The 22,783-nt window shown below is 55.5% G+C and carries 20 protein-coding genes, 5 tRNA genes and 1 other annotated feature; of the genes, 11 read left to right on the top strand and 14 right to left on the bottom strand.

What is annotated here, in order from left to right; translation table 11 throughout:
- Position 1 precedes the first annotated feature (1 nt).
- Positions 2-991: a tyrosine-type recombinase/integrase gene (locus ACF8PE_RS11665; RefSeq protein WP_130588540.1), complete on the top strand. Its 990-nt coding sequence runs from the start codon at positions 2-4 to the stop codon at positions 989-991.
- A 93-nt stretch (positions 992-1,084) separates the two neighbouring features.
- Here ACF8PE_RS11665 and ACF8PE_RS11660 read toward each other — a convergent pair.
- Positions 1,085-1,174: transfer RNA gene (locus ACF8PE_RS11660), tRNA-Ser, on the bottom strand.
- 93 nt (positions 1,175-1,267) lie between these two features.
- On the opposite strand from ACF8PE_RS11660, the gene mtfA reads away from it, so the two are divergent.
- Positions 1,268-2,065, top strand: a complete 798-nt coding sequence (mtfA, locus tag ACF8PE_RS11655; protein ID WP_032612305.1) for a DgsA anti-repressor MtfA — start codon at positions 1,268-1,270, stop codon at positions 2,063-2,065.
- A 100-nt stretch (positions 2,066-2,165) separates the two neighbouring features.
- Positions 2,166-2,241 (top strand) — tRNA-Asn (locus ACF8PE_RS11650).
- Positions 2,242-2,555: 314 nt separating this feature from the next.
- Here the strand turns inward: ACF8PE_RS11650 and cbl are convergent.
- Complete coding sequence (cbl, locus tag ACF8PE_RS11645; RefSeq protein ID WP_032612307.1) at positions 2,556-3,506, bottom strand: HTH-type transcriptional regulator Cbl; 951 nt, start codon at positions 3,504-3,506, stop codon at positions 2,556-2,558.
- A gap of 96 nt (positions 3,507-3,602) precedes the next feature.
- Positions 3,603-4,520: a nitrogen assimilation transcriptional regulator NAC gene (gene nac / locus ACF8PE_RS11640; protein WP_392494873.1), complete on the bottom strand. Its 918-nt coding sequence runs from the start codon at positions 4,518-4,520 to the stop codon at positions 3,603-3,605.
- A 319-nt stretch (positions 4,521-4,839) separates the two neighbouring features.
- Here nac and ACF8PE_RS11635 point away from each other — a divergent pair.
- Positions 4,840-4,915 (top strand) — tRNA-Asn (locus ACF8PE_RS11635).
- Positions 4,916-4,972: 57 nt separating this feature from the next.
- Here ACF8PE_RS11635 and ldtA read toward each other — a convergent pair.
- Complete coding sequence (gene ldtA, locus ACF8PE_RS11630) at positions 4,973-5,929, bottom strand: L,D-transpeptidase (protein WP_336994498.1); 957 nt, start codon at positions 5,927-5,929, stop codon at positions 4,973-4,975.
- Between the two features lie 234 nt (positions 5,930-6,163).
- On the opposite strand from ldtA, the gene shiA reads away from it, so the two are divergent.
- The 3 genes from shiA (at position 6,164) to ACF8PE_RS11615 (ending at position 10,807) form a co-directional block, all read left to right on the top strand.
- Positions 6,164-7,477, top strand: coding sequence for a shikimate transporter (shiA, locus tag ACF8PE_RS11625; RefSeq protein ID WP_032612313.1), 1,314 nt, complete (start codon positions 6,164-6,166; stop codon positions 7,475-7,477).
- 73 nt (positions 7,478-7,550) lie between these two features.
- Complete coding sequence (locus ACF8PE_RS11620) at positions 7,551-9,005, top strand: AMP nucleosidase (RefSeq protein ID WP_336994497.1); 1,455 nt, start codon at positions 7,551-7,553, stop codon at positions 9,003-9,005.
- A 17-nt stretch (positions 9,006-9,022) separates the two neighbouring features.
- Complete coding sequence (locus tag ACF8PE_RS11615) at positions 9,023-10,807, top strand: aminopeptidase P family protein (protein ID WP_280713389.1); 1,785 nt, start codon at positions 9,023-9,025, stop codon at positions 10,805-10,807.
- A 124-nt stretch (positions 10,808-10,931) separates the two neighbouring features.
- Here ACF8PE_RS11615 and ACF8PE_RS11610 read toward each other — a convergent pair.
- Positions 10,932-11,007 (bottom strand) — tRNA-Asn (locus ACF8PE_RS11610).
- An 80-nt stretch (positions 11,008-11,087) separates the two neighbouring features.
- Positions 11,088-12,596, bottom strand: coding sequence for an EmmdR/YeeO family multidrug/toxin efflux MATE transporter (locus tag ACF8PE_RS11605; RefSeq protein ID WP_077227742.1), 1,509 nt, complete (start codon positions 12,594-12,596; stop codon positions 11,088-11,090).
- Positions 12,597-12,757: 161 nt separating this feature from the next.
- On the opposite strand from ACF8PE_RS11605, the gene ACF8PE_RS11600 reads away from it, so the two are divergent.
- A tRNA-Asn gene (locus tag ACF8PE_RS11600) sits at positions 12,758-12,833 on the top strand.
- 110 nt (positions 12,834-12,943) lie between these two features.
- On the opposite strand, the gene ACF8PE_RS11595 is transcribed toward ACF8PE_RS11600, so the two are convergent.
- The 4 genes from ACF8PE_RS11595 to dacD form a co-directional block, all read right to left on the bottom strand.
- A complete protein-coding gene (locus tag ACF8PE_RS11595; protein WP_032612319.1) occupies positions 12,944-13,279 on the bottom strand; it encodes a DUF496 family protein in 336 nt (111 codons plus the stop codon).
- Positions 13,280-13,446: 167 nt separating this feature from the next.
- Positions 13,447-14,505, bottom strand: coding sequence for an FUSC family protein (locus ACF8PE_RS11590; protein WP_032612322.1), 1,059 nt, complete (start codon positions 14,503-14,505; stop codon positions 13,447-13,449).
- 103 nt (positions 14,506-14,608) lie between these two features.
- Entirely contained in the window at positions 14,609-15,082 is a 474-nt protein-coding gene (gene sbmC / locus ACF8PE_RS11585; RefSeq protein WP_032612324.1) for a DNA gyrase inhibitor SbmC, read from the bottom strand.
- A 121-nt stretch (positions 15,083-15,203) separates the two neighbouring features.
- A complete protein-coding gene (gene dacD, locus ACF8PE_RS11580; protein ID WP_032612325.1) occupies positions 15,204-16,370 on the bottom strand; it encodes a serine-type D-Ala-D-Ala carboxypeptidase DacD in 1,167 nt (388 codons plus the stop codon).
- A gap of 209 nt (positions 16,371-16,579) precedes the next feature.
- Between dacD and sbcB the strand changes: the two genes are divergently transcribed.
- Positions 16,580-18,004 carry an exodeoxyribonuclease I gene (sbcB, locus tag ACF8PE_RS11575; RefSeq protein ID WP_032612437.1) on the top strand — a complete coding sequence of 475 codons (1,425 nt, stop codon included), beginning with the start codon at positions 16,580-16,582 and terminating at the stop codon, positions 18,002-18,004.
- An 86-nt stretch (positions 18,005-18,090) separates the two neighbouring features.
- Here sbcB and ACF8PE_RS11570 read toward each other — a convergent pair whose 3' ends face one another.
- From ACF8PE_RS11570 to ACF8PE_RS11555, 4 genes are all read right to left on the bottom strand, one after another.
- Positions 18,091-19,449, bottom strand: coding sequence for an APC family permease (locus ACF8PE_RS11570; RefSeq protein ID WP_032612327.1), 1,359 nt, complete (start codon positions 19,447-19,449; stop codon positions 18,091-18,093).
- Positions 19,439-19,501, bottom strand: a complete 63-nt coding sequence (yoeI, locus tag ACF8PE_RS11565) for a membrane protein YoeI (RefSeq protein ID WP_103792228.1) — start codon at positions 19,499-19,501, stop codon at positions 19,439-19,441. The genes ACF8PE_RS11570 and yoeI overlap by 11 nt, the downstream gene beginning before the upstream one ends.
- A 215-nt stretch (positions 19,502-19,716) precedes the next feature.
- The gene (locus ACF8PE_RS11560; protein ID WP_032612329.1) at positions 19,717-20,646 is read right to left on the bottom strand and encodes a LysR family transcriptional regulator; all 930 of its coding nucleotides are present in this window, start codon (positions 20,644-20,646) and stop codon (positions 19,717-19,719) included.
- A gap of 40 nt (positions 20,647-20,686) precedes the next feature.
- The gene (locus ACF8PE_RS11555; RefSeq protein ID WP_032612330.1) at positions 20,687-21,514 is read right to left on the bottom strand and encodes an SDR family oxidoreductase; all 828 of its coding nucleotides are present in this window, start codon (positions 21,512-21,514) and stop codon (positions 20,687-20,689) included.
- 174 nt (positions 21,515-21,688) lie between these two features.
- Between ACF8PE_RS11555 and hisL the strand changes: the two genes are divergently transcribed.
- Together hisL and hisG are read left to right on the top strand one after the other, a co-directional pair.
- The gene (gene hisL / locus ACF8PE_RS11550; protein ID WP_001364200.1) at positions 21,689-21,739 is read left to right on the top strand and encodes a his operon leader peptide; all 51 of its coding nucleotides are present in this window, start codon (positions 21,689-21,691) and stop codon (positions 21,737-21,739) included.
- Positions 21,715-21,838: a sequence feature (His leader region), on the top strand. Its footprint overlaps the gene before it by 25 nt.
- A 45-nt stretch (positions 21,839-21,883) precedes the next feature.
- A complete protein-coding gene (gene hisG / locus ACF8PE_RS11545; protein ID WP_077228055.1) occupies positions 21,884-22,783 on the top strand; it encodes an ATP phosphoribosyltransferase in 900 nt (299 codons plus the stop codon).

The following is a 22,783-nucleotide window of genomic DNA, read 5'->3' as shown; positions in this document are numbered from 1 at the left end:
TATGGGACGCAAACGCGCACCTGGTAACGAGTGGATGCCAAAGGGTGTTTTTTTTCGGCCTTCTGGCTATTACTGGAAACCCGGCGGATCTACAGAGAAACTGGCCCCCGCGAACGCAACGAAAGCTGAAGTCTGGGTGGCCTATGAGAAGGTAGTAGAGGGCCGTAAGAATCGCCTCCTGTTCAAGCAGCTCTGGCAAAAGTTTTTGGCAAGTGCTGACTTCTCTGATCTGGCACCCCGCACTCAGAAAGACTATCACGCTCATGAAAAATACATCCTGGCTGTGTTCGGCGAAGCTGAAGCTAAGTCGATAAAGCCTGAGCATATTCGTCGTTACATGGATGCAAGAGGAAAGAAAAGCCGAGTTCAGGCCAACCATGAGCATAGTTCTATGTCACGCGTATTCCGTTGGAGTTATCAACGCGGGTATGTTCCTGGTAATCCTTGTGTTGGTGTCGACAAATACCCCAAGCCGCAGCGTGATCGCTATATCACCGACGAAGAGTACGTCGCGATCTTTGAGAGCGCTACGCCAGCTGTACGTGCTGCGATGGAAATTGCTTACCTGTGTGCAGCGCGTGTTTCTGATGTTCTGAAAATGGACTGGAATCAGATAATGGATAAAGGAATTTTTATTCAACAAGGCAAGACTGGTATTAAGCAGATTAAGGCATGGAATGACAGGCTGAGGGCTGCGGTAGAAATATGCCAGCCTTGGGGTAATGAAGGAGCAGTTATAAGGACGATGTACGGAGAACGGTATTCGTATAAAGGTTTTAATGAAGCCTGGAGGAAAGCGCGAACTGGCGCCAGCGAAAAACTTGGACGGGCTCTGGATTGCACCTTCCATGATCTCAAAGCTAAAGGAATATCAGATTACGAAGGATCCAGTAGAGAGAAGCAAGTTTATAGTGGTCATAAGACCGAATCGCAGGTGCTGGTTTACGATAGAAAGGTTAAAGTAAGCCCGACATTAAACCGAAAAATGTGACCATCAATACCCGCTTTTTTCTCAACAGATTTTCTCACTTTTTCTCATTGGGATCTGGATCGTTGAAAGGAAATCGGGTAAGTGATTGAATAATGGCGGAGAGAGGGGGATTTGAACCCCCGGTAGAGTTGCCCCTACTCCGGTTTTCGAGACCGGTCCGTTCAGCCGCTCCGGCATCTCTCCGTTTTGATGGTTGCCATCATGCCGGGGAATTTGGCATTTTAACAGACCATAACCGTTCAATTTTGTTCAAGTGACGAGTTTGCGAGCAAAGCGATGATTAAGTGGCCCTGGAAGTCGAATGAATCTGCCCGAAGCGCGGCGCTGCCGTGGGAAGAGGCGCTGGCGATCCCCGTCCTGTCCACTTTATCGGATGAGGATAAATCACGTCTGGTACAGCTTGCGATACGATTCTTACAGCAAAAACGGCTGGTCCCGCTACAGGGATTTGAACTCGACGATCGCAAGAGCACCCGCATCGCCCTGCTCTTTTGCCTGCCGGTGCTGGAACTGGGTATTGAGTGGCTGGACGGCTTCCATGAAGTGCTGATCTACCCGGCGCCGTTTGTTGTAGACGATGAATGGGAGGACGATATCGGGCTGGTGCACACTCAGCGAATGGTGCAATCCGGCCAAAGCTGGCAGCAAGGGCCGATTATCCTCAACTGGCTGGACATTCAGGACTCGTTCGACGCATCCGGTTTCAATCTCATCATTCATGAAGTGGCGCATAAGCTGGACACCCGTAATGGCGATCGCGCCAGCGGCGTTCCCTTTATCCCGCTGCGTGAGGTGGCTGGCTGGGAACACGATCTGCACGCCGCGATGAACAATATTCAGGATGAAATCGATCTGGTGGGCGAAAGCGCAGCCAGCATTGATGCCTATGCTGCCACCGACCCTGCTGAATGCTTCGCCGTGTTATCGGAATATTTCTTCAGCGCGCCTGAGCTTTTCGCCCCTCGCTTCCCGGCGCTGTGGCAGCGTTTCTGCCAGTTTTACCAGCAGGACCCTTTACAGCGGTTACGTGAAAATGACGGCCAGACCGGGGATCCCTCCGCGCAAGTACACTAAACCAGCACTCTGAAGCTTAATTAATCAATTGAATCAGCGCGTTGAATTTAGTGTTGACACAAAATGGCGAGGCCATTAACATGCGCCTCGTTCACACGATTCCTCTGTAGTTCAGTCGGTAGAACGGCGGACTGTTAATCCGTATGTCACTGGTTCGAGTCCAGTCAGAGGAGCCATATTTAAGAAGCCCGCTTAAGGAAACTTAAGCGGGCTTTTTGCTTTTCCACATTTCTCACTTTAGTTCCTCACCACCTTATGGCAGCAGAGCTCAACGTCTCGCCAGCCCCTCATTGATAATGCAATCCGATATTCGCCCCCACTTTATGCCATGGCATGTGGACACATCTATCGTCCGGGGCCGAGCGCTGCGAAACAGGCTCGCGGTGTTTGATCCCGCTTCAGACGGGAACACGGTAAAACCAGCGGTGCAGGCGAACATGCCGGTAGTGACCGAAACCACAATGGGTCGCCGTTTTGCGGGATCGGTGGATTATATCTGATAGTCGATCGCCGCCTCTTCCGGCTCCATGACCTGGCGTTTGATCTCATCCACCGAGAGTCCGGCGTTGCAGAGTTCGATAAAGCGCCAGACATAGTTGCGCTGCAGTTGGCCGCGCTTAAGCCCGAGCCAGACGGTGTTGGCATCAAACAGGTGGCGGGTATCGAGACGCACCAGACTGCCCTGCTCGCGCTCTTCGCCGGACTGTTCAGCCACCAGGCCAATGCCCAGCCCCAGTTCGACGTATGTGCGGATCACGTCGGAATCCTGCGCGCTAAGCACCACATCCGGCGTCAGGCCTTTGCGGTTGAAGGCTTCATCGATACGTGAACGCCCAGTAATACCCTGCCGATAGGTAATTAACGGCCATTTAGCGATAGCCTCCAGGGTGAGCGGCGAGACCTGTGTCAGCGGATGGTCGACCGGCAGCAGCAGACTGTGATGCCAGCGAAACCACGGAAAGGCGGCCAGCAGCGGGTCATTGCTTAAACGTTCGCTGGCGATGCCGATATCCGCCCCGCCGTTTTGCAGCAAAACGTCTATCTCCTGTGGCGTGCCCTGGATCAGCTCCAGACGCACGTCGGGGAACAACTCACGGAACGCCTTAATCACTGGCGGCAGGCTGTAGCGAGCCTGAGTGTGCGTGGTGGCGATGGTCAACACGCCGGAAGCATCGTTGGTAAAAAGATCGGCCAGCCGACGCACGTTGCTGGCTTCATTAAGAATACGTTCAGCGATGGTCAACAGGGCCTTGCCAGGCTCGGTCATTCCCAGCAAGCGTTTGCCGCGACGGATGAAAATTTCAATGCCCAGCTCCTCCTCCAGCTCGCGGATATGACGGCTGACTCCCGACTGGGAGGTATAGAGCATGTTGGCGACCTCGGTCAGGTTGTAATCCCGACGGGCCGCCTCACGGATAATTTTAAGTTGCTGGAAATTCACGGTTCACTCCGGCGCATCTGACATATCGCTATTGTTAAAGCGTGCTCGCCGTGAGAACAAATAATAAAAACCCGCAACTTATACCTTAATGGAATATCAGCTGACCAACTGCAACTCGCGGTTCTCCAGTGACGGACGGCTCACCAGCGACATCAGGATCTCTTTCACTGCCTGCGCCTGCGGCGTCAGCGAGCCACGCGCCGAGACGTTCAGCGACAGCGGCAGGCTCATCGATGGCGAGGCAATCCGCGTCATCCAGCCGTTGGCTGCACTGGAGAGCGAACGGGCTGCCGATTCCGGCAAGACGGTCACACCCATACCACTGGCAATGGCGGCGGTCAGGGTAGAGATGGAGTCGATCTCGCCAATGATTTTGGCCGTCAGGCGGCGCAGAGAGAAGGCTTCATCAACGCGCAAACGCACGGCGCTGTAATCCCGGGGCAAGAAGAGATTCATCTCGGCCACCGCGGTTAGATCTACGCTCTGTCCCGGGCAGTCCCGCGTTCCAACCAGGAAGAGATCTTCTTTCAGCAGCGGCTGGCTGGTGATCCCCGCCACGGGGGAGCGATCGTAGAGCACCGCCATATCCAGTTGCCCGCCGAGTAATTTATCGTTCAGCGCTGAACCGCTGTTCTCGTGAAGATAGACCAGCACCTCCGGCAGCTCTGCGCGTACCGCCTGCAGCAGCGGCATGGTGACTGACGAAGCCGCCGTGCCCGGTGCCAGCCCGATCGACACCTGCCCGCTCAGCGTCTGCCCGACATTACCCACCGCCAGCTGCGCCTGCTCGCACTGGCGCAGAATGGTGCGTGCGTGGGTATAGAGGATCTTGCCTGCTTCGGTAGGGGTGACGCCGCGTTTCGTGCGGATCAGCAGCTGCTGATCCAGCTCACCTTCCAGAGTGGCCACCTGCTGGCTCAGTGCCGGCTGTGCGATGTGCAGCACCTCAGCGGCCTGGGTCAGGCTACCGATATCGACGATTTTTACGAAGTATTTCAGTCGTCTTAAGTTCATTTTGCCCCCTGTACGAAATGCGTTGCCGGTTCCGGCGCGAATGTAATGAGGGTTTTGCAAGATGCTTGCCAATTTTGTGAAGAGGTCGGATATGTCCGCTAAGCGGCGGAAAATAAGGAAATCTAATCGCTGCCTGCACTTTTAAACCTGAAACAGCGGTTTATGATCTGCCCCATTCGGGGTATGTGCGCACCAAAAACGTGCAATCCGCTGGGGAAAACATCACTTTGCTGATTTTGTCAGCAAACGATCTCAACAGGCGGGATCACCCTTTGACAAGTACAGGCGACGCCGCTAATATTCGCCCCGTTCACACGATTCCTCTGTAGTTCAGTCGGTAGAACGGCGGACTGTTAATCCGTATGTCACTGGTTCGAGTCCAGTCAGAGGAGCCAAATTTGAAAAGCCCGCTTAAGGAAACTTAAGCGGGCTTTTTGCTTTCCGGGTTCAGCTTACGGGCTGGAGGTCATTACCAGCGGCGTATTCTGTCCTCCGAAGCTGACGTTCACCGGCATTCCTGACCGCTGCTCCAGCGCCCCGCTCACCCGTACAGCATCCACATCCCCACCGTTGAGCTGGGCGCGTAAACCTGGCGTTATCGGCAGCGGCACTCTGTTTGTGGATTCGAACTCCGCGCGATTACGAGACAGCGGTTCGTGGACCTCTACCCAGCGGCTGCCGTCCGGCTCGGTGGTGACTTTCACCGGCTGATCGATCAGCTGCACGCGCGTCCCGACCGGGACATTATCGAACAGATACTTAATGTCATCGTTACGCAGACGAATACAGCCCTGGCTCACGCGCAGCCCGATGCCAAAATTCGCATTGGTGCCATGAATGGCATATAGCCTGCCGATATACAGCGCATACAACCCCATCGGGTTATCCGGGCCGGCAGGAACAAAAGCGGGCAAGGTTTTGCCCTCTTTGGCATAGGCGCGACGGGTGTTGGGGGTTGGCGACCAGGTTGGCCCATCCTTCTTGCGCTCAACGGCCGTTACCCAGTTACGCGGTGTTTCCCGCCCGGCTTCACCAATGCCGATAGGGAAGATCTCAACGGTATTTCCGTCTTTGGGATAGTAGTACAGGCGCATTTCCGCCACGTTGACCACAATCCCCTCCCGCACCGTTGGCGGTAAGATGATTTGCTGGGGTACCACCAGCTGCGAGCCGGATTTCGGTAAAAACGGATCGGCTCCCGGGTTGGCCTCCAGCATATTGCTCAATCCCTGCCCATACTGCGCCGCAAAGGCCTCGAGCGGTAAACGGTTGTCAGCAGGAACGGTGATCAACCGTGGGCTTCCTACCAGACGACTCCCTTCAGGCGGCAACGGATAGCTCACCGCCAGCGCACTCTGACTGACCAGTAATGCGGCAAAACAGCCCAAAAAAGTACTACGACGCATCATTCCCTTCCTCTGTCGCTCCACGTATCAGACAAGCATAGTCTTGTTGCTGCGTTTATCGCCAGATATCAGACCATGATGTCGATAAATATCACCCGTTTAGCTCACGCCGGGATAAAAACGTTTTCAGCTGTTCGCTGTCGGGGTAGTCTCATACCCGTCGCTGTTTTTATGCGGCCGCAATGTGAGTGATCTTCTCCCTATACCTATAAGAAAATAACGTCAGACAGGACCACTATGGATACCACCCTCGCATCCCCGTCCCCCGATGGGGCAACAACACCATCGCTCAATCGCGCGCGCCGCGCGGCCCTCGGCAGTTTTGCCGGTGCGGTAGTCGACTGGTACGATTTTTTGCTGTACGGCATTACCGCCGCGCTGGTCTTTAACCGCGAATTTTTTCCGCAGATTAGCCCGGCGATGGGCACGCTCGCCGCCTTTGCCACCTTTGGCGTCGGCTTTCTGTTCCGCCCGCTCGGCGGGGTGATCTTCGGCCACTTTGGTGACAAGCTGGGCCGCAAGCGGATGTTAATGCTGACAGTGTGGATGATGGGCATCGCCACCGCGCTGATTGGTATCCTGCCCTCGTTTGCCGCGATAGGCTGGTGGGCGCCGGTTCTGCTGGTTACCCTGCGTGCCGTTCAGGGCTTTGCCGTTGGCGGCGAATGGGGCGGGGCGGCGCTACTGTCGGTGGAAAGCGCCCCGGCGCGAAAAAAGGCTTTCTACAGCAGCGGCGTACAGGTGGGGTATGGCGTGGGACTGCTGCTCTCCACCGGGCTGGTCTCGCTCATCAGCACGCTCACGACTGACGAGCAGTTCCTGAGCTGGGGCTGGCGGATCCCGTTCCTGTTCAGCATCGTGCTGGTGCTGGCGGCCCTGTGGGTACGTAAAGGGATGGACGAGTCTGCCGAATTCGAGCAACAGCGTCAGCAACCCGCGGAGAAGCGTCGCCTGCCGGTCATGGAGGCGTTAATCCGTCACCCGGGCGCTTTTTTGAAAATCATCGGCCTGCGCCTGTGCGAGCTGCTGACGATGTATATCGTCACGGCTTTTGCCCTGAGCTATTCCACTCAGAATCTCGGCCTGCCCCGCGAGCTGTTTCTCAATATTGGCCTGCTGGTGGGCGGTATCAGCTGCCTGACCATCCCCTGCTTTGCCTGGCTGGCAGATCGCTTTGGCCGCCGCCGGGTCTATATCACCGGGGCGCTAACGGGGGCCATAAGCACCTTCCCGTTCTTTATGGCGCTTGAGGCCCAGTCGGTATTCTGGATTGTGGTATTCGCTATTTTGCTGGCGAATATCGCCCATGACATGGTGGTGTGCGTGCAGCAGCCGATGTTCACCAGTATGTTTGGCGCGAGCTACCGCTACAGCGGCGCGGGCGTTGGCTATCAGGTGGCGAGCGTGGTCGGCGGCGGGTTTACGCCCTTTATCGCCGCCGCGCTGGTGACCTTCTCCGACGGCGACTGGCACAGCGTGGCGATCTACCTGCTGGCTGGTTGTTTGCTCTCTGCCGCCACGGCTCTGCTGATGAAACCGACCGCGTCCTGATCTCACTTTTGTTTCACATCCAGGTGACATACTATCGGTGAACGCCGTACACCTGTGGAACAAGGAGACAGAGATGAATAATAAAGGCGCCAGCCTGACCCCGACTCAGGCACTGGAAACGCTGGATGCGCTGTACGACCAGGCGGTCAACGCTCTGCGCAGCGCCATCAGCGACTATATAAAAGACGGAACGCTCCCTGATACAGAGGCCAGAATGAATGGCCTCTTTGTTTATCCTTCACTTTCAGTGACCTGGGATGGTAGCGCCACCAATACGCCAAAGACCCGCGCCTATGCACGCTTTACCCACGCTGGCTGCTACTCCACCACCATCACCCGTCCGACGCTGTTTCGCCCGTATCTGGAAGAACAGCTGACGCTGCTGTATCAGGATTACGGTGCCCACATCACCGTCGAGCCATCGCGCCATGAGATCCCCTATCCGTATGTGATTGATGGTTCCGAACTGACGCTGGACCGCTCCATGAGCGCTGGCCTGACGCGCCACTTCCCGACCACCGAGCTGTCGCAGATTGGGGATGAAACCGCCGACGGGATCTACCATCCGGCAGAGTTTTCCCCGCTGTCGCATTTTGACGCCCGCCGCGTTGATTTCTCGCTGGCACGCCTGCGTCACTACACCGGTACGCCAGCCGAACATTTCCAGCCGTTTGTGCTGTTCACCAACTACACCCGCTATGTGGATGAGTTTGTGCGCTGGGGTTGCAGTCAGATCCTCGATCCCGACAGCCCGTACATCGCCCTCTCCTGCGCAGGTGGGATCTGGATCACCGCCGAAACCGAAGCCCCCGAGCAGGCCATCTCCGATCTGGCCTGGAAAAAGCATCAGATGCCAGCCTGGCACCTGGTAACTGCCGATGGTCAGGGCATTACCCTGATTAATATTGGCGTTGGCCCGTCAAACGCTAAAACCATCTGCGATCACCTGGCGGTGCTGCGCCCGGATGTCTGGCTGATGATTGGCCACTGCGGCGGACTGCGTGAAAGCCAGCTGATTGGCGATTACGTGCTGGCCCACGCCTACCTGCGCGACGATCACGTTCTGGATGCGGTGCTGCCACCGGATATTCCGATCCCGAGCATTGCCGAAGTGCAGCGGGCGCTGTACGACGCTACGAAAGAGGTGAGCGGGATGCCGGGCGAAGAGGTTAAGCAGCGTCTACGTACCGGGACAGTGGTGACCACCGACGATCGTAACTGGGAGCTGCGCTACTCGGCCTCGGCGCTGCGCTTTAACTTAAGCCGCGCGGTCGCCATCGATATGGAGAGCGCCACCATCGCCGCTCAGGGTTATCGCTTCCGTGTACCTTACGGCACCCTGCTGTGCGTCTCCGATAAGCCGCTGCACGGCGAAATTAAACTGCCCGGCCAGGCGAACCGTTTTTACGAGGGAGCGATCTCTGAGCATCTGCAGATTGGTATTCGCGCCATCGACCTGCTGCGTGCCGAGGGCGATAAGCTACATTCGCGCAAACTGCGTACCTTTAACGAGCCGCCGTTCCGCTAATCATAAAAAGGAAAGTTATGCAAACCACATCACCGCTCTCTGCCCTGCGCCAGTGGCTGGAAACCCAGGCGCTGGATGGCATTATTGTCCCGCGGACTGATGCCTTTCAGAGCGAATATTGCCACCCACATGACGATGTTCTCGCCTGGCTGACCGGCTTTGACGGCTCGGCGGGGCACGCCCTGATCCTGCGCGATCGCGCCCTGCTGTTTGTCGACGGGCGCTACCAGGTGCAGGCCCGTGAACAGGTTGATCTGGCTGAGATTGAGATCCTGCATCTGCACAACGATCCGCTGGCAGCCTGGCTGGATCAGCATGTCGAAGCGGGTTCGAGAATTGCCTTTGAAGCGCTGTTGATGACCAACGGCCAGTACGAGGCCCTGAACGCCAGCCATTGTGAGCTTGTCGCTCTGAACGATTCACCGTTCGATAGCCTGTGGCATGATCGCCCTGCACCGCCCGTTGGCGCGATCAGGGAGATGCCGGTCGACATCAGCGGCGAGAGTAGCGCCGATAAGCGCAAGCGCGTCGCCGCTATTCTGGCTGAGCGCAATGCCGATTATCTCGCCATCACCCAGCCGGATAACATTGCCTGGCTGCTTAACGTGCGCGGAAGCGATATTCCCATGAGCCCGGTGCCGAACTCGTTTGCTCTGCTGAGCCGCGAAGCCGCGGTGGAGTGGTTTGTGGTCCCCGGAAAAACGCACGGGCTTTCCGCCTCCCTGCTGGAGAGTCTGACGCTGGCACCAGAAGCCGATTTTCTGCCGCGCAGCCAGCAGCTGTGCGCCGGGAAACGCGTGATGGTGGATGCCGATTCGGCTCCCGTCGCCCTGCGTTTTGCCGTGGAGCCGCAGGGGGAGATCGTCTGGCACGCCGACCCGATCACTGCCATGAAAGCGCATAAAAATCCTACCGAGCTGGCAGGCTACCGCGACAGTCACCAACAGGATGGCGTGGCATGGGTCAACTTCCTTGCCTGGCTGGCGCATGAGGTGCCCCGCCGTGAGGCCGCAGGCAATCCGCTTACGGAGCTGGAAGCACAGGCGCAGCAGCTGGTGTTCCGCCAGCAGAGACCGGGCTTTATCGAGCAGAGTTTTGCCACTATTTCCGCCTCGGCCAGCAATGCGGCGATGTGCCATTACCACGCCAGCGAGCAGACCAATGCGGCCATTACCCGCAACCATTTTTATCTGAACGATTCCGGCGGGCAGTACCATAACGGCACGACCGATGCCACGCGCACGCTTGCCTTTGGCTCTCTGAGCGACCAGTGTCGTCTGCACTACACCGCGGTGCTGAAAGGCTTTTTATCGCTTATCACCCTGCAATTCCCTTCCGGTACCTGCGGGCATCAGATTGATGCTTTTGCGCGGCGTGGGCTGTGGGAGCTGGGGCTGGATTTTGATCACGGCACCGGACACGGCGTGGGCCACCAGCTGCTGATTCATGAGAATCCGCAGCGTATCGCGAAGAAGGTCAACCCATGGCCGCTGGTCGCGGGCAATATTATCACCATCGAGCCGGGCTATTATCTGGCTGATGAGTATGGGATCCGGATTGAAAATCAGGTGGAGGTTGTGGAAAGCCTGCCAGGCTTCTGCCGCTTCGCGTCGCTCACGCTGGCGCCAATCGACCTGAGCCAGGTTGAGTGGCATCTGCTGAGTGAAAAAGAGATCCAGTGGCTGGATGCGTATCACCAGCAGGTACGGGAGGTGCTCTCGCCGCACGTTGATAGCGACGCGCGTCAGTGGCTACTGGCAGCGACGGCGCCGGTGCGCGAGCATAAAGAGCGTGCGGCCTGATGCCCTCACCGCAGAGATAGATACAGACACTAAAAACGGTAACCTTCGGGTTGCCGTTTCTTTGTTGTTGTGGGTAGAAAAGCAAAAAGCCTGCTTAAGTTTCCTTAAGCAGGCTTTTCAAATTTGGCTCCTCTGACTGGACTCGAACCAGTGACATACGGATTAACAGTCCGCCGTTCTACCGACTGAACTACAGAGGAATCGTGTGAACGGGGCGAATATTAGCGATGCCACCTGGCGTTGTCAAAGGCAGAATGCATATTTTGTATCGTTTGCCGATTTATTCCCCACTTTGCACATTTGCCACCCGTTCTGAGGCAATGGGCGCCACATTGTCACGCTGTGGCCGTGGGTATTTCCACAGCCAGCGACCGCTGATCATTCGCCAGTAGAAGAGCGCGCCGCGTACCGCCCAGTCGAGGAACATTCCCAGCCAGACCCCGACCACGCCCATACCCAGCATGATCCCCAACGTATAACCTGCCACGACGCGACACCCCCACATCCCGAGCATCGACACCCACATCGCGAAGCGCGCATCGCGCGCCCCTTTCAACCCGGCAGGTAACACCCACGAAGCGGCCCAGATCGGCATAAAGGCGGCGTTTAGCCAGATGAGGATCACCACCACGTCCTTAACGTCCTGCTCGCGGGTATAGAAAGACGCCAGCAGGCCGGCGAACGGCGCGGTTCCCCAGGCAATGGCGGTCAGGCCGATCGTCGAGAGCCAGAAGACATGGCGCAGCTGACGCTCCGCCTGGCCGATTTGCCCTTTACCGAGTCGTTTGCCGGTAATGATGGTGGACGCGGAACCGAGGGCGTTACCCGGCAGGTTGATCAGTGCCGCAATGGAAAAGGCGATAAAGTTACCGGCAATGACATCGGTGCCCATCCCGGCAACAAACATCTGGGTCAGCAGCTTACCGCCGTTGAACAGCACGGATTCAATGCTGGCAGGCACGCCAATACCCATCACTTCCCAGATAATGGCGAAATTAAGCGGCTTGAAATAGCTCTTGATACTGATACGCAGGGACGGGTTAAAACCGACGGCCAGCACCACGATGATGGCAACGGCGCCGATATAGCGCGAGATCGTCAGCCCGAGCCCTGCTCCGATAAAGCCCAGCCCGTCCCAGGAAAAGAGGCCGTAAATCAGCACGCTGCTGATCATAATATTCAGGATGTTCATCCCGCCGTTAATCAGCAGCGGAATTTTGGTGTTCCCTGCCCCGCGTAACGCCCCGCTGCCAATCAGCGCAATCGCTGCGGCCGGATAGCTGAGCACCGTCATTTCGAGATAGGACAGCGCCAGGGCTTTCACCTCACCGGTCGCCTCGCCAGCCACTACATTAATAATCTCTTCACCGAAATAGTGGATCACCGCCGCCAGCACAATGGAGAACAACGTCATGATCACCAGCGACTGCCTGGCGGCCGCCCGCGCACGACGGGGATCGCGTTTCCCCAGACTAAAGGCCACCACCACCGTGGTACCAAGATCGATCGCCGCAAAGAACGAAATAATCACCATATTAAAGCTGTCGGCCAGCCCGACGCCCGCCATCGCCTCTTTACCGAGCCAGCTGACCAGGAAGGTGCTGAGCACGCCCATCAGCAGGACGCAGGTGTTTTCCAGAAAGATAGGCACGGCAAGGGGGGTGATTTCGCGCCAGAAGAGAACCTTGTAGCTCTTACGTTTGGTATACCAGGGCGTGCGCATCACGGCCTGGCGTAAAGCGGAGGTGACGTTCAAAATGGACCTTAGCGAGAAAAGTTGAAACTCCATTTCAAATGATGAGGGAGAAAAGCAGATCCTGCAAAGTATTTCCCACAAAAATTTGTTGGTAATTACGTCAAACTGACGACAGAATCAGCAGTTGATCTAAATCAGGTAAGATCAGGTTTGACAAAAGTTTTTTCGCCGTTAAGATAACGCTCCACAACGATTCCTCTGTAGTTCAGTCGGTAGAACGGCGGACTGTTAATCCGTATGTCACTGGTTCGAGTCCAGTCAGAGGAGCCACATTTAAGAAGCCTGCTTTCGAGCAGGCCTTTTGCTTTTCCGGGTTCGGTAAACCAGAGCCAAAAAAAAGCCCCCCGACAAGTCGGAGGGCTTAGCCTGTTCAGCGGCGCTTATTCGCCTTTGGTCTCAACGTGTTTCATCTCGCCCATAACTTTCAGCTTTTTCGAGATTTCACGACGTTCTTTAGAGATTTCAGCATTCTTGATGATGTAGTCATCCACGCGGTCTTCGTAATCGCTTTTCATGCTGGCGATGATGCCCTGAATGGCTTCAACGCTCATGCCTGGCTTGATGTAGTCGCTCAGGTTGTCCAGCAGCAGGACACGCTTCTGGTTGTCACGGATCTTTTTCTCAACGTCCTGGATTTCACGTTGCAGTTTGTTCTTGCGACGGAACAGGCGGACGAATTCCAGAACATCCTGGAACGAAGGCTTGGTAGTTTCCATTTTTACACCCCTGATAATGTGAGATTCGGATTCGTTTAAACAACCGCGATGCCGTTAACATTACTGACAGCGATTGCTGATGACAATAATTTTTCCTTTGTCCCTATCATAACCTCAATTTCTGCTGAATCGAAGCAGCAGGCATCACAACCGCGCATGGCCGCTTTTTATTTGCGCAATGCCCGACAGATAAGATGCGACAGCAGCTCGAGCTGGCGCGCAAGTTCCATGCTCAACCATACATAGCCATGAATGGGCGTTTCCGCCACGTTTTCGCTGGGCCGATCGTTGATCAGCTGGCGCAGCTCGGCAACGATTTCGTTTAGCCGCTCGGTATTGGCCAGGATGGGCTGCGGATTGCCTTCGTAGAGCGCATGGGCGATGGTGAGCAGCGTCTGCTGCGTCATCTGCTGCGTCTCTTTTAAAGTCCGGGCATTCAGCATCACAAAATGGCTGGCACGGGACGCCCAATGGGCGTTGATTTGCAGCTCCAGCATACAAACCAGGTTGCGGCTGACAGTCTGGATGGCTTCGAAGATGGATTTCTGAATATGAGTCTCTTTGCTGGCCGGCGTGATCAGGCCGCGCATTTTTACCACGTCATTGAGGATGGTTTGCAGATGTTTTTCCAGACGTGGGCGTTCAACCAGGTTGGGAGAAAAGCCCGCTTGATAAACCCGGTTAAAAGCGGTGACGTAGTTCGCCATCTGGATACGCCAGTGCAGGAACGCCCGCTGCGGCCAGATCCCGGTAAACAACATCGCCAACAGGGAGCCGAGGATCACGTCGCCGCTTCGCCACAATGCGGTATGCATATCCCCGGTCGGCGCGCCGATCACCACCGCAAGGGTGATACCAATAAGCAGCGCCTGATAAGGCCGCTTGCCGAGCGCCAGCCAGCCGCAAAGGAACATCGCTGCCGCGCACCACAGTAGCATCAGCGGCAGGGAGAAAAGCTCCAGCTTCAGGGCAATCAGCCCCAGCGCCGAGCCAAGGATGGTGCCGCCAATACGCTCAAACGCGCGTGGCACCACGTTACCCCAGAAGGAGATGGGCCCCATAATTACCACCAGGGTAATCAGCGGCCAGGTCCCTTCCGGCACGTCCAGCAGACGCACCAGTAAAAAGGTGAGGATAAACGCCAGCGCGATACGGCAGCCGTGTACGATGCGGTAATGGCGATACAGTCTGATTTCAAAAGGCGTTAGAGATTTGTCGGGACGCACACGCTCTCCAGCATTACGGCAAATCCTGATTGTACTGTGTTTTCTGCCGGAGCGGTGATAACCCGGCAGAAAAACCCTGTAAACAGTGGGAATATGTGCGGGGTTATGAGACCCGGTGTTGTACCGGAATAAACATTTCGATATCCCAGTAGCCATCGGCATTACCGTCATTCAGGTAACGTTCAAAGCAGGGTTTCGGCGCTATCTGGTAATCGACATCTTCAAGCAGGCTATCAAAAAGAAGGTTCCACGGGGTGGCGAAGTCATGGTTCTCAACGCGGGCGCTGGCAACCGCGTACTCGCCTTCTGCCACTTCGGTAAGGATCACTCCTTCGCTGTTAGCGGGGATAACGAAATCGTCCGGCACGGTGACAACCGTGCCGCAGCGTAACTTTTCGGCTGGCACTTCATCAGGATTATCATAATAAACCGCCACCCACTCCAGCGGCTGAATCTGTCGGCCATCGACCCACATCACCAGTTGCTCAAAACCCTGCTTTACCGTTTGCTCCCAGGGGCCAACCATATGAAAACCGGCGATTTTGCGTTTATTCTGGTGCTTGATGCTGTAGTCCATGCTGCCTCCGATTGGTTACTGTATATACATACACTGTAATGCAGAGAAAAGCGGTTTAACAATAATGACCTGTTTATTATGCGAGCAGGCTCGCACAGTCGCCAGCCTGCTCCTTCAGCCGTCAGGCTTTATGGTGAAGATAGTCGCTCAGACGTGAAAACATCCCGCCTTTCCCTACGCTTTCCAGCGTCACCAGCGGCCAGTGGGCGACCACTTTATCGCGATCGTAGAGTTCGATCTCCCCAACCCTTTGATGCGCGGCAATTGGCGCTTCCAGCTCTTTTTTATCCAGCACATATTTGGCTTTAATATTCGGCAACTCTGACTTCGGCAGGGCCAGCCAGAAGTCCTGGTCGGTTCCCAGCGAAATCTGTTCTTTATTGCCGTACCAGATCCGCTCGATGCCTACCTGCTTACCGTTACGCAGGATCTGCACGGTATCGAAGTTTTGCTGTCCCCAATGCAGAAGCTTACGCGCTTGATCCTCGCGCCCTTTCGGACTTTCAGCCCCCATGATGACGGCAATCAGGCGACGCTGACCGTCCACAGCAGAGGCAATCAGGTTGAAACCAGCGCCGGAAGTGTGACCGGTTTTCAGGCCATCGACGTTAAGCGACTTATCCCACAGCAGGCCGTTACGGTTCTGCTGGGTGATGCCGTTCCACGTCAGGCTTTTCTCGCTGTACATGTGATAGAACGCTGGCTCTCCGTGGATGATGGCCCGGGAGAGTACCGCCAGGTCGTACGCCGAACTGTGCTGGCCCGGCGCATCCAGACCGTGCACGGTTTCAAAATGGGTATCGCGCAAATTCAGCTTTTTAACGTAATCATTCATCATGTTCACGAACTGCGGCTGCCCGCCCGCCACGTAATCGGCCAGCGCCACACAGGCGTCGTTGCCGGAATCGACAATCAGGCCGCGGCTAAGGTCACGCACCGAAACCTGCTCGCCCGCCTTCAGGAACATCAGCGAGGAGCCGTCAAAAACCGGATTCCCCTTGGCCCAGGCATCCTGACCGACCGTGACCATATCGTCCGGGGTGATGCGATGGCTGTCGATAGCGCGATCCACCACGTAGCCGGTCATCAACTTGGTGAGGCTGGCTGGATTGCGCTGCTGATGTTCGTTGCCCGCCGTTAAAATCTGCCCCGTCGTATAATCCATCAGTACCCAGGAACCGGCCTGGATAGCTGGCGGCTGCGGCGCATAATTAATCGGGTCGGCAGCCAGCGCGGAAGAAATGCTCAAAGTGAGTAAAGAAACAGCAATAAACAGACGGCGTTTCAACGGTATATCCTCAGTCATTTAAAATCGTTGACCTTTTTACGGAAGTTTTCCGCTTGATACCTGGAATAATTGCAAAAAATTGTGACAGCACGCACGTTTTTCCCGGACGGTGTCTCGCAAATTTGCAGGCTTAGGGTGCTTTTCCTTCGGCGTGCCAGGCTGGATGGTTTACCATAAGGGGGTCACTCATAAACAGGATGGTATTACTGGTGTCTGACTCCGTCGCGCTGCCTACATTTTTATTCCACGATTACGAAACCTTTGGCACCAGCCCCTCGCTGGATCGCCCTGCCCAGTTTGCCGCGATACGCACCGATGCTGATTTCAATATCATCGGTGAGCCGGAGGTATTCTGGTGCAAACCCGCCGATGACTATTTGCCTCAGCCCGGCGCAGTGATGGTCACCGGCATCACCCCGCAGGAAGCCCGTGAAAAAGGGGTGAATGAAGCAGAGTTCGCCCGTCGCATTCATGACCTTTTTACCGTGCCCAACACCTGCGTAGTGGGCTACAACAACGTGCGCTTCGATGACGAAGTGACCCGGCATATTTTTTACCGCAACTTCTACGATCCCTATGCCTGGAGCTGGCAAAACAAGAATTCGCGCTGGGATCTGCTGGACGTTATGCGCGCCTGCTATGCCCTGCGCCCGGAGGGGATCGTCTGGCCTGACAATGAAGATGGGCTGCCCAGCTTCCGTCTTGAACATCTGACCCGCGCAAACGGCATTGAACACAGTAATGCCCATGACGCGATGGCGGATGTCTACGCCACTATCGCTATGGCGAAGCTGGTGAAGACCCGGCAGCCGAAGCTGTTTGAGTACCTGCTCAGCCATCGCAGTAAACAGAAACTGACCACCCTGATTGACGTGCCGCAAATGAAGCCACTGATGCATATCTCCGGGATGTTCGGTGCCTGGCGCGGAAATACCAGTTGGGTGGCCCCGCTGGCCTGGCACCCGGAAAACCGCAACGCGGTCATTATGGTGGATTTGGCAGGGGATATTACGCCATTGCTGACGCTGGAGAGCGACGCCCTTCGCGAGCGGCTGTACACCCCGAAAGAGGCGCTGGGCGACGCTGCTGCCGTGCCGGTGAAGCTGGTGCATATCAACAAGTGTCCGGTGCTGGCCCCTGCCAATACCCTGCGCCCGGAAGATGCCGAACGGCTGGGGATTGACCGTCAGCACTGTCTGGATAACCTGAAACGGCTGCGGGAGAACCCGCAGGTGCGGGAAAAAGTGGTGGCGATTTTTGCTGAAGCGGAGCCGTTCGTTCCGTCAGATAACGTTGATGCCCAACTCTACAACGGCTTTTTCAGCGACGCTGACCGCTCTGCCATGAATATCGTTCTGCAGACCGATCCCCGTAATCTGCCCGCGCTGGATATCACCTTTGCCGATCAACGTATTAACAAGCTGATCTTTAACTACCGGGCGCGTAATTTCCCCGGCACGCTGGATGAGGCCGAGCAGGAGCGTTGGTTGCAGCATCGCCGCAACGTGTTTACCCCGGAATATCTGCAGGCTTACGCGCAGGAGCTTGAGATGCTTTACGGCGAGTATGAAGGCAATGCTGAAAAGCAAATGCTGTTGAAAGCGCTGTATCAATATGCGCAGGAAATTGTGTGACCTGAGAAAACAAAAAAGCCGGAGGCGATGTCTCCGGCTTTTTTTTCTTTGCCCGGCGGCGCTAAAGGTGCCGGGCCTGAGTATTGTTACGCGACATCTTCGTACTGAGGAACCGGGTTGCGGAAGCTTTTGGTTACGCATGCCAGGTAAATCAGGCCAATACCACCCCAGATCAGACCCAGAACCATAGAGCTTTCTTCCAGGTTGATCCACAGCGCGCCGACGGTCAGTGCGCCACATACCGGCAGAACCAGGTAGTTGAAGTGGTCTTTCAGCGTTTTGTTGCGCTTCTCACGGATCCAGAACTGAGAGATCACGGAGAGGTTAACAAAGGTAAAGGCAACCAGCGCACCGAAGTTAATCAGCGCCGTCGCGGTGACCAGGTCAAAGTTGATGGCCAGCAGCGCAATCGCACCAACCAGCAGCACGTTCCACGCCGGGGTACGCCATTTTGGATGGACATAACCGAAGAAGCGAGTCGGGAACACACCATCACGGCCCATCACATACATCAGACGGGAAACACCCGCGTGTGCTGCCATACCGGATGCCAGAACGGTAACGCTGGAGAAGATCAGCACGCCCCACTGGAATGTTTTACCGGCAACATACAGCATGATTTCTGGCTGCGATGCATCCGGATCTTTGAAGCGAGAGATATCCGGGAAGTACAGCTGCAGGAAGTAAGAGGCACCGATAAAGATGATGCCGCCAATCAATGCCGTCAGGAAGATCGCGCGCGGAATCACACGCTCAGCGTCTTTGGTCTCTTCAGACAGAGAAGAGATACCGTCGAAGCCGAGGAACGAGAAGCACAGGATCGTCGCACCGGTGATCATCGGCACCACATGTGCGCCTTCAGACCAGAACGGACGGGTGCTGGTCAGCGTACCTGCGCCTTCGCCGTGAGAAACGCCGTAGATGATCAGACCAACGATAACCGCCACAATACCCATCTGCAGGATAACAATCAGGGTGTTGAAGTTGGCAACGGTCTTGATGCTGCGCAGGTTAGAGATGGTCATAAAGGCCACCAGCGCTACAACGAAGATCCACGACGGTACGGAAGGCACCAGCGCTTCAAAATAAATTTTTGCCAGCAGAATGTTGATCATCGGCATGAACAGGTAGTCCAGCAGAGATGACCAGCCCACCATAAAGCCGACAGCCGGGCTAATGGATTTCTGAGCATAGGTGTACGCAGAGCCTGCGGACGGGAAGCGGCGAACCAGCTTGCCGTAGCTCAGCGCGGTAAAGAGGATCGCGATCAGCGCAAAGGCATACGCCGTTGCAACGTGACCGTCAGTGAGGCCTGAAACGATACCAAACGTATCGAACAGCGTCATCGGCTGCATATAGGCAAGGCCCATCATAACAACCGGAATTAACGTAAGCGTTTTACGTAATTCCACGCGAGAGGTTTTTGGAGTTGCGTTAAGCGACATAGTTATTCTCCTTTACGGTGAATACCGCCACGTAAGCGAAAAATTGCCCCATTTCTTTCTTCCTCAGCGACAACAACTGTCGGATTTTAGTAAATATCTATCCGGTACGAAGCCCGGCCTCTTGGATTTAATGGTTTTCTTACATGCAAAAAAAAATAATCGACGCCTTTTATATCGTCGATTATTCCATGTTTGCTGCGGCGCATTTTCCCTAAATGATAGTTAAAATGCAAGAGATCGGAAGGCATCCTAAAGTTAAATTTTTTATTATTCACCTGATTTTTCAGCCGCACCCTGCGCATAAACGGCAGCAATAGCACTATTTGCTAAAATTTCTTGTCGCCACCATGCACTCGCAAGCCCGGCTGTCTGCTCATTCCAACCTATCCATACGGAATCATAACTGGATTGCGCGATAACCTGTTTCTCTATTAGCGCTCCGCTTTCAATATAGCGCTGGGCTAAATAACGTGGCAGATAACCGCAGCCTAAGCCGCTAATTTGCAGCTCCAGCTTGGTTTTAAAATCAAATACCGTGATGGCTTCCTGATCGTCCAGTAACTGCGAAGAGGCCGCACAGCTTGGTAATGAACTGTCACCCACAACGATGGCGCGATAATTTTTGATCACTCGCCGGTTAACCGGCTCTGGCTCCTGGGCCAGGGGATGGTGTGGTGCAATGACGAACACCTGTTCCAGGTGCCCGAGACAGGCAAAGCCAAAATCACTTAATTGCGGCGGCTCAAGCAGCGCGCCGACGACAATATCCGCCCTCCCCTGCACCAGCGACTCCCAGGAGCCAGCCAGCACGCCATTGATAAACTTCAGGCGGGTAACGCTGTGTCGTTCGTAAAAGGCTTCGATGAGCGGTGCAAGCAGGGAAAAGGGGAATGTATCATCGACCCCAATAATCAGTTCGTTTTCCCAGCCCTGATGCAGTTTGACGGCCTGCTTTTCCAGCTCACGTACCGTATGCAGTACGTCACGCCCTTTTTCCAGCAGCATTTGTCCGGTGCGGGTAAAGCGCGCCCGGTGGCCGGAACGGTCAAGGATCTGAATATTAAGATCGCTTTCAAGCTTGTGAACGGTGTAGCTGAGTGCCGAAGGAGTTTTAAAGAGCTTTGCCGAGGCCGCAGCAAAGCTCCCCTCTTTTTCCAGTGCATCAAGGATAATAAGGACATCCAGCAGCGGTTTCATGCTCACCCCCTTGTGGTGCGCTTACGCTCCGCCAGCGGCGTTACTCCATAGGCATAACCAGCGGATCGGGAAAGAGATACTCAAATCCCAGTTCATGACAGATGCGGTTCCCATCAATCAATTTGCCCTTCCCCTCTCCCGGGGCATCGTGGAAGTGCGGCGGCGCCAGGCCAAGCTGACGCGACATCACCGGATAAAATGTACTGCGTGTTGGATGAGAGGGCGCACATATATTATAGATGTGCCCGCCCTTCGGAGCCTGTAATAGCAGAGTAATTGCGCCGATCACATCTTCAAGATGCACCAGATTGACGCCATGTTGGCCGTCAGGCGCTGATTTTCCGGCAAAAAAGCGACCAGGATGACGCCCCGGCCCCACCAGCCCCGCCAGCCGTAATATATCTACCTGGGTACCCGGTAAATTGTGCAGCCAGTCTTCCAGCTCTTTTAAAACCCGCCCGCTTGCCGTCACCGGCTGGCGCGGCATATTCTCTTTCACGGTGCCGTCCACATCGCCATATACCGAGGTGGAGCTGGTGAAAATAATGCGGGGAATATGGTACGCGAGGGCACTGTCGACAATTTCCTGTACGGCCTGCAGATAATAATTTTCACCCGGCCCGGTGCGGCGTGCCGGCAGGGTAATTACCAGCGCATCCACATCACTCATTAACGTATCCAGATCGTCGGTGTCGCACACTAACTCTGGCTCCAGGCGCAATTCAACGCTCTCGATGCCGCACATCCGCGCCGCCTCGACCCCATCCACGGTGGTTTTACTGCCGGTGACCTGCCAGCCCCGTGACAGCAACGACATGGCCAGCGGCATTCCAAGCCATCCCAGACCGACAATTGCGACCTTTTTCATGCGTTTTCTCCTGACGTTTACGCCTCTGCTTTAAGGCTACGCCAGCCATGCGCAACTGACAATTGATAGCACCAATATGAAATCGTTTAATGATTAAAAAAAGCCCTTGCTTTATGTAGCGTAAGTGGTTTAGGTTAAACGACATCACATGAATAAGCATTCATCGAGAATTTTATGACACGCGTTCAATTTAAACACCACCATCATCACCATCATCCTGACTAGTCTTTCAGGCGATGTGTGCTGGAAGACAGTTAGATCTTCCAGCGGTGCATGAACGCAAGAAAAAGCCCCCGGAAGATCGCCTTCCGGGGGCTTTTTTTTGGACCGTGTTCAGGCAAGTTACAACAGGATCATGAGGAACCGACAATGTTAGATAATTCACGTTTACGCATAGCTATGCAGAAATCAGGTCGTCTTAGCGACGATTCACGCGAACTGCTGGCGCGCTGCGGCATCAAAATCAACCTGCACACTCAGCGCCTGATTGCGCTGGCAGAGAATATGCCGATTGATATTCTGCGCGTGCGTGACGATGACATTCCGGGTCTGGTGATGGACGGCGTGGTGGATCTGGGCATCATTGGCGAGAACGTGCTGGAAGAAGAACTCCTCACCCGCCGCGCACAGGGCGAAGACCCACGCTACTTTACGCTGCGCCGTCTCGATTTTGGTGGTTGCCGCCTGTCGCTGGCAACCGCGGCTGACGAAGCATGGGACGGCCCGGCTGCACTGAATGGCAAGCGTATCGCCACCTCTTACCCTCACCTGTTGAAGCGTTATCTCGATCAGAAAGGGGTCCAGTTTAAATCCTGCCTGCTCAACGGCTCTGTTGAAGTGGCGCCGCGTGCCGGTCTGGCTGACGCAATCTGCGATCTGGTCTCCACCGGCGCGACCCTGGAAGCTAACGGCCTGCGCGAAGTTGAGGTGATCTACCGCTCTAAAGCCTGCCTGATCCAGCGCGACGGCGAGATGCCGGAAGCCAAGCAGCAGTTGATTGACCGTCTGTTGACCCGTATTCAGGGGGTGATTCAGGCCCGCGAATCGAAATACATCATGATGCATGCGCCGACTGAGCGTCTGGATGAGGTTATTGCCCTGCTGCCAGGTGCCGAGCGTCCTACCATTCTGCCGCTGGCGGGGGATCAGCAGCGCGTGGCGATGCATATGGTCAGCAGCGAAACCCTGTTCTGGGAAACCATGGAAAAACTGAAAGCATTGGGTGCCAGTTCGATTCTGGTGTTGCCAATTGAGAAGATGATGGAGTAA

Source organism: Leclercia sp. GLN_9, from assembly GCF_043105735.1.
GTDB lineage: Bacteria > Pseudomonadota > Gammaproteobacteria > Enterobacterales > Enterobacteriaceae > Enterobacter > Enterobacter adecarboxylatus.
This window is presented reverse-complemented; position numbering and strand designations above follow the sequence as displayed.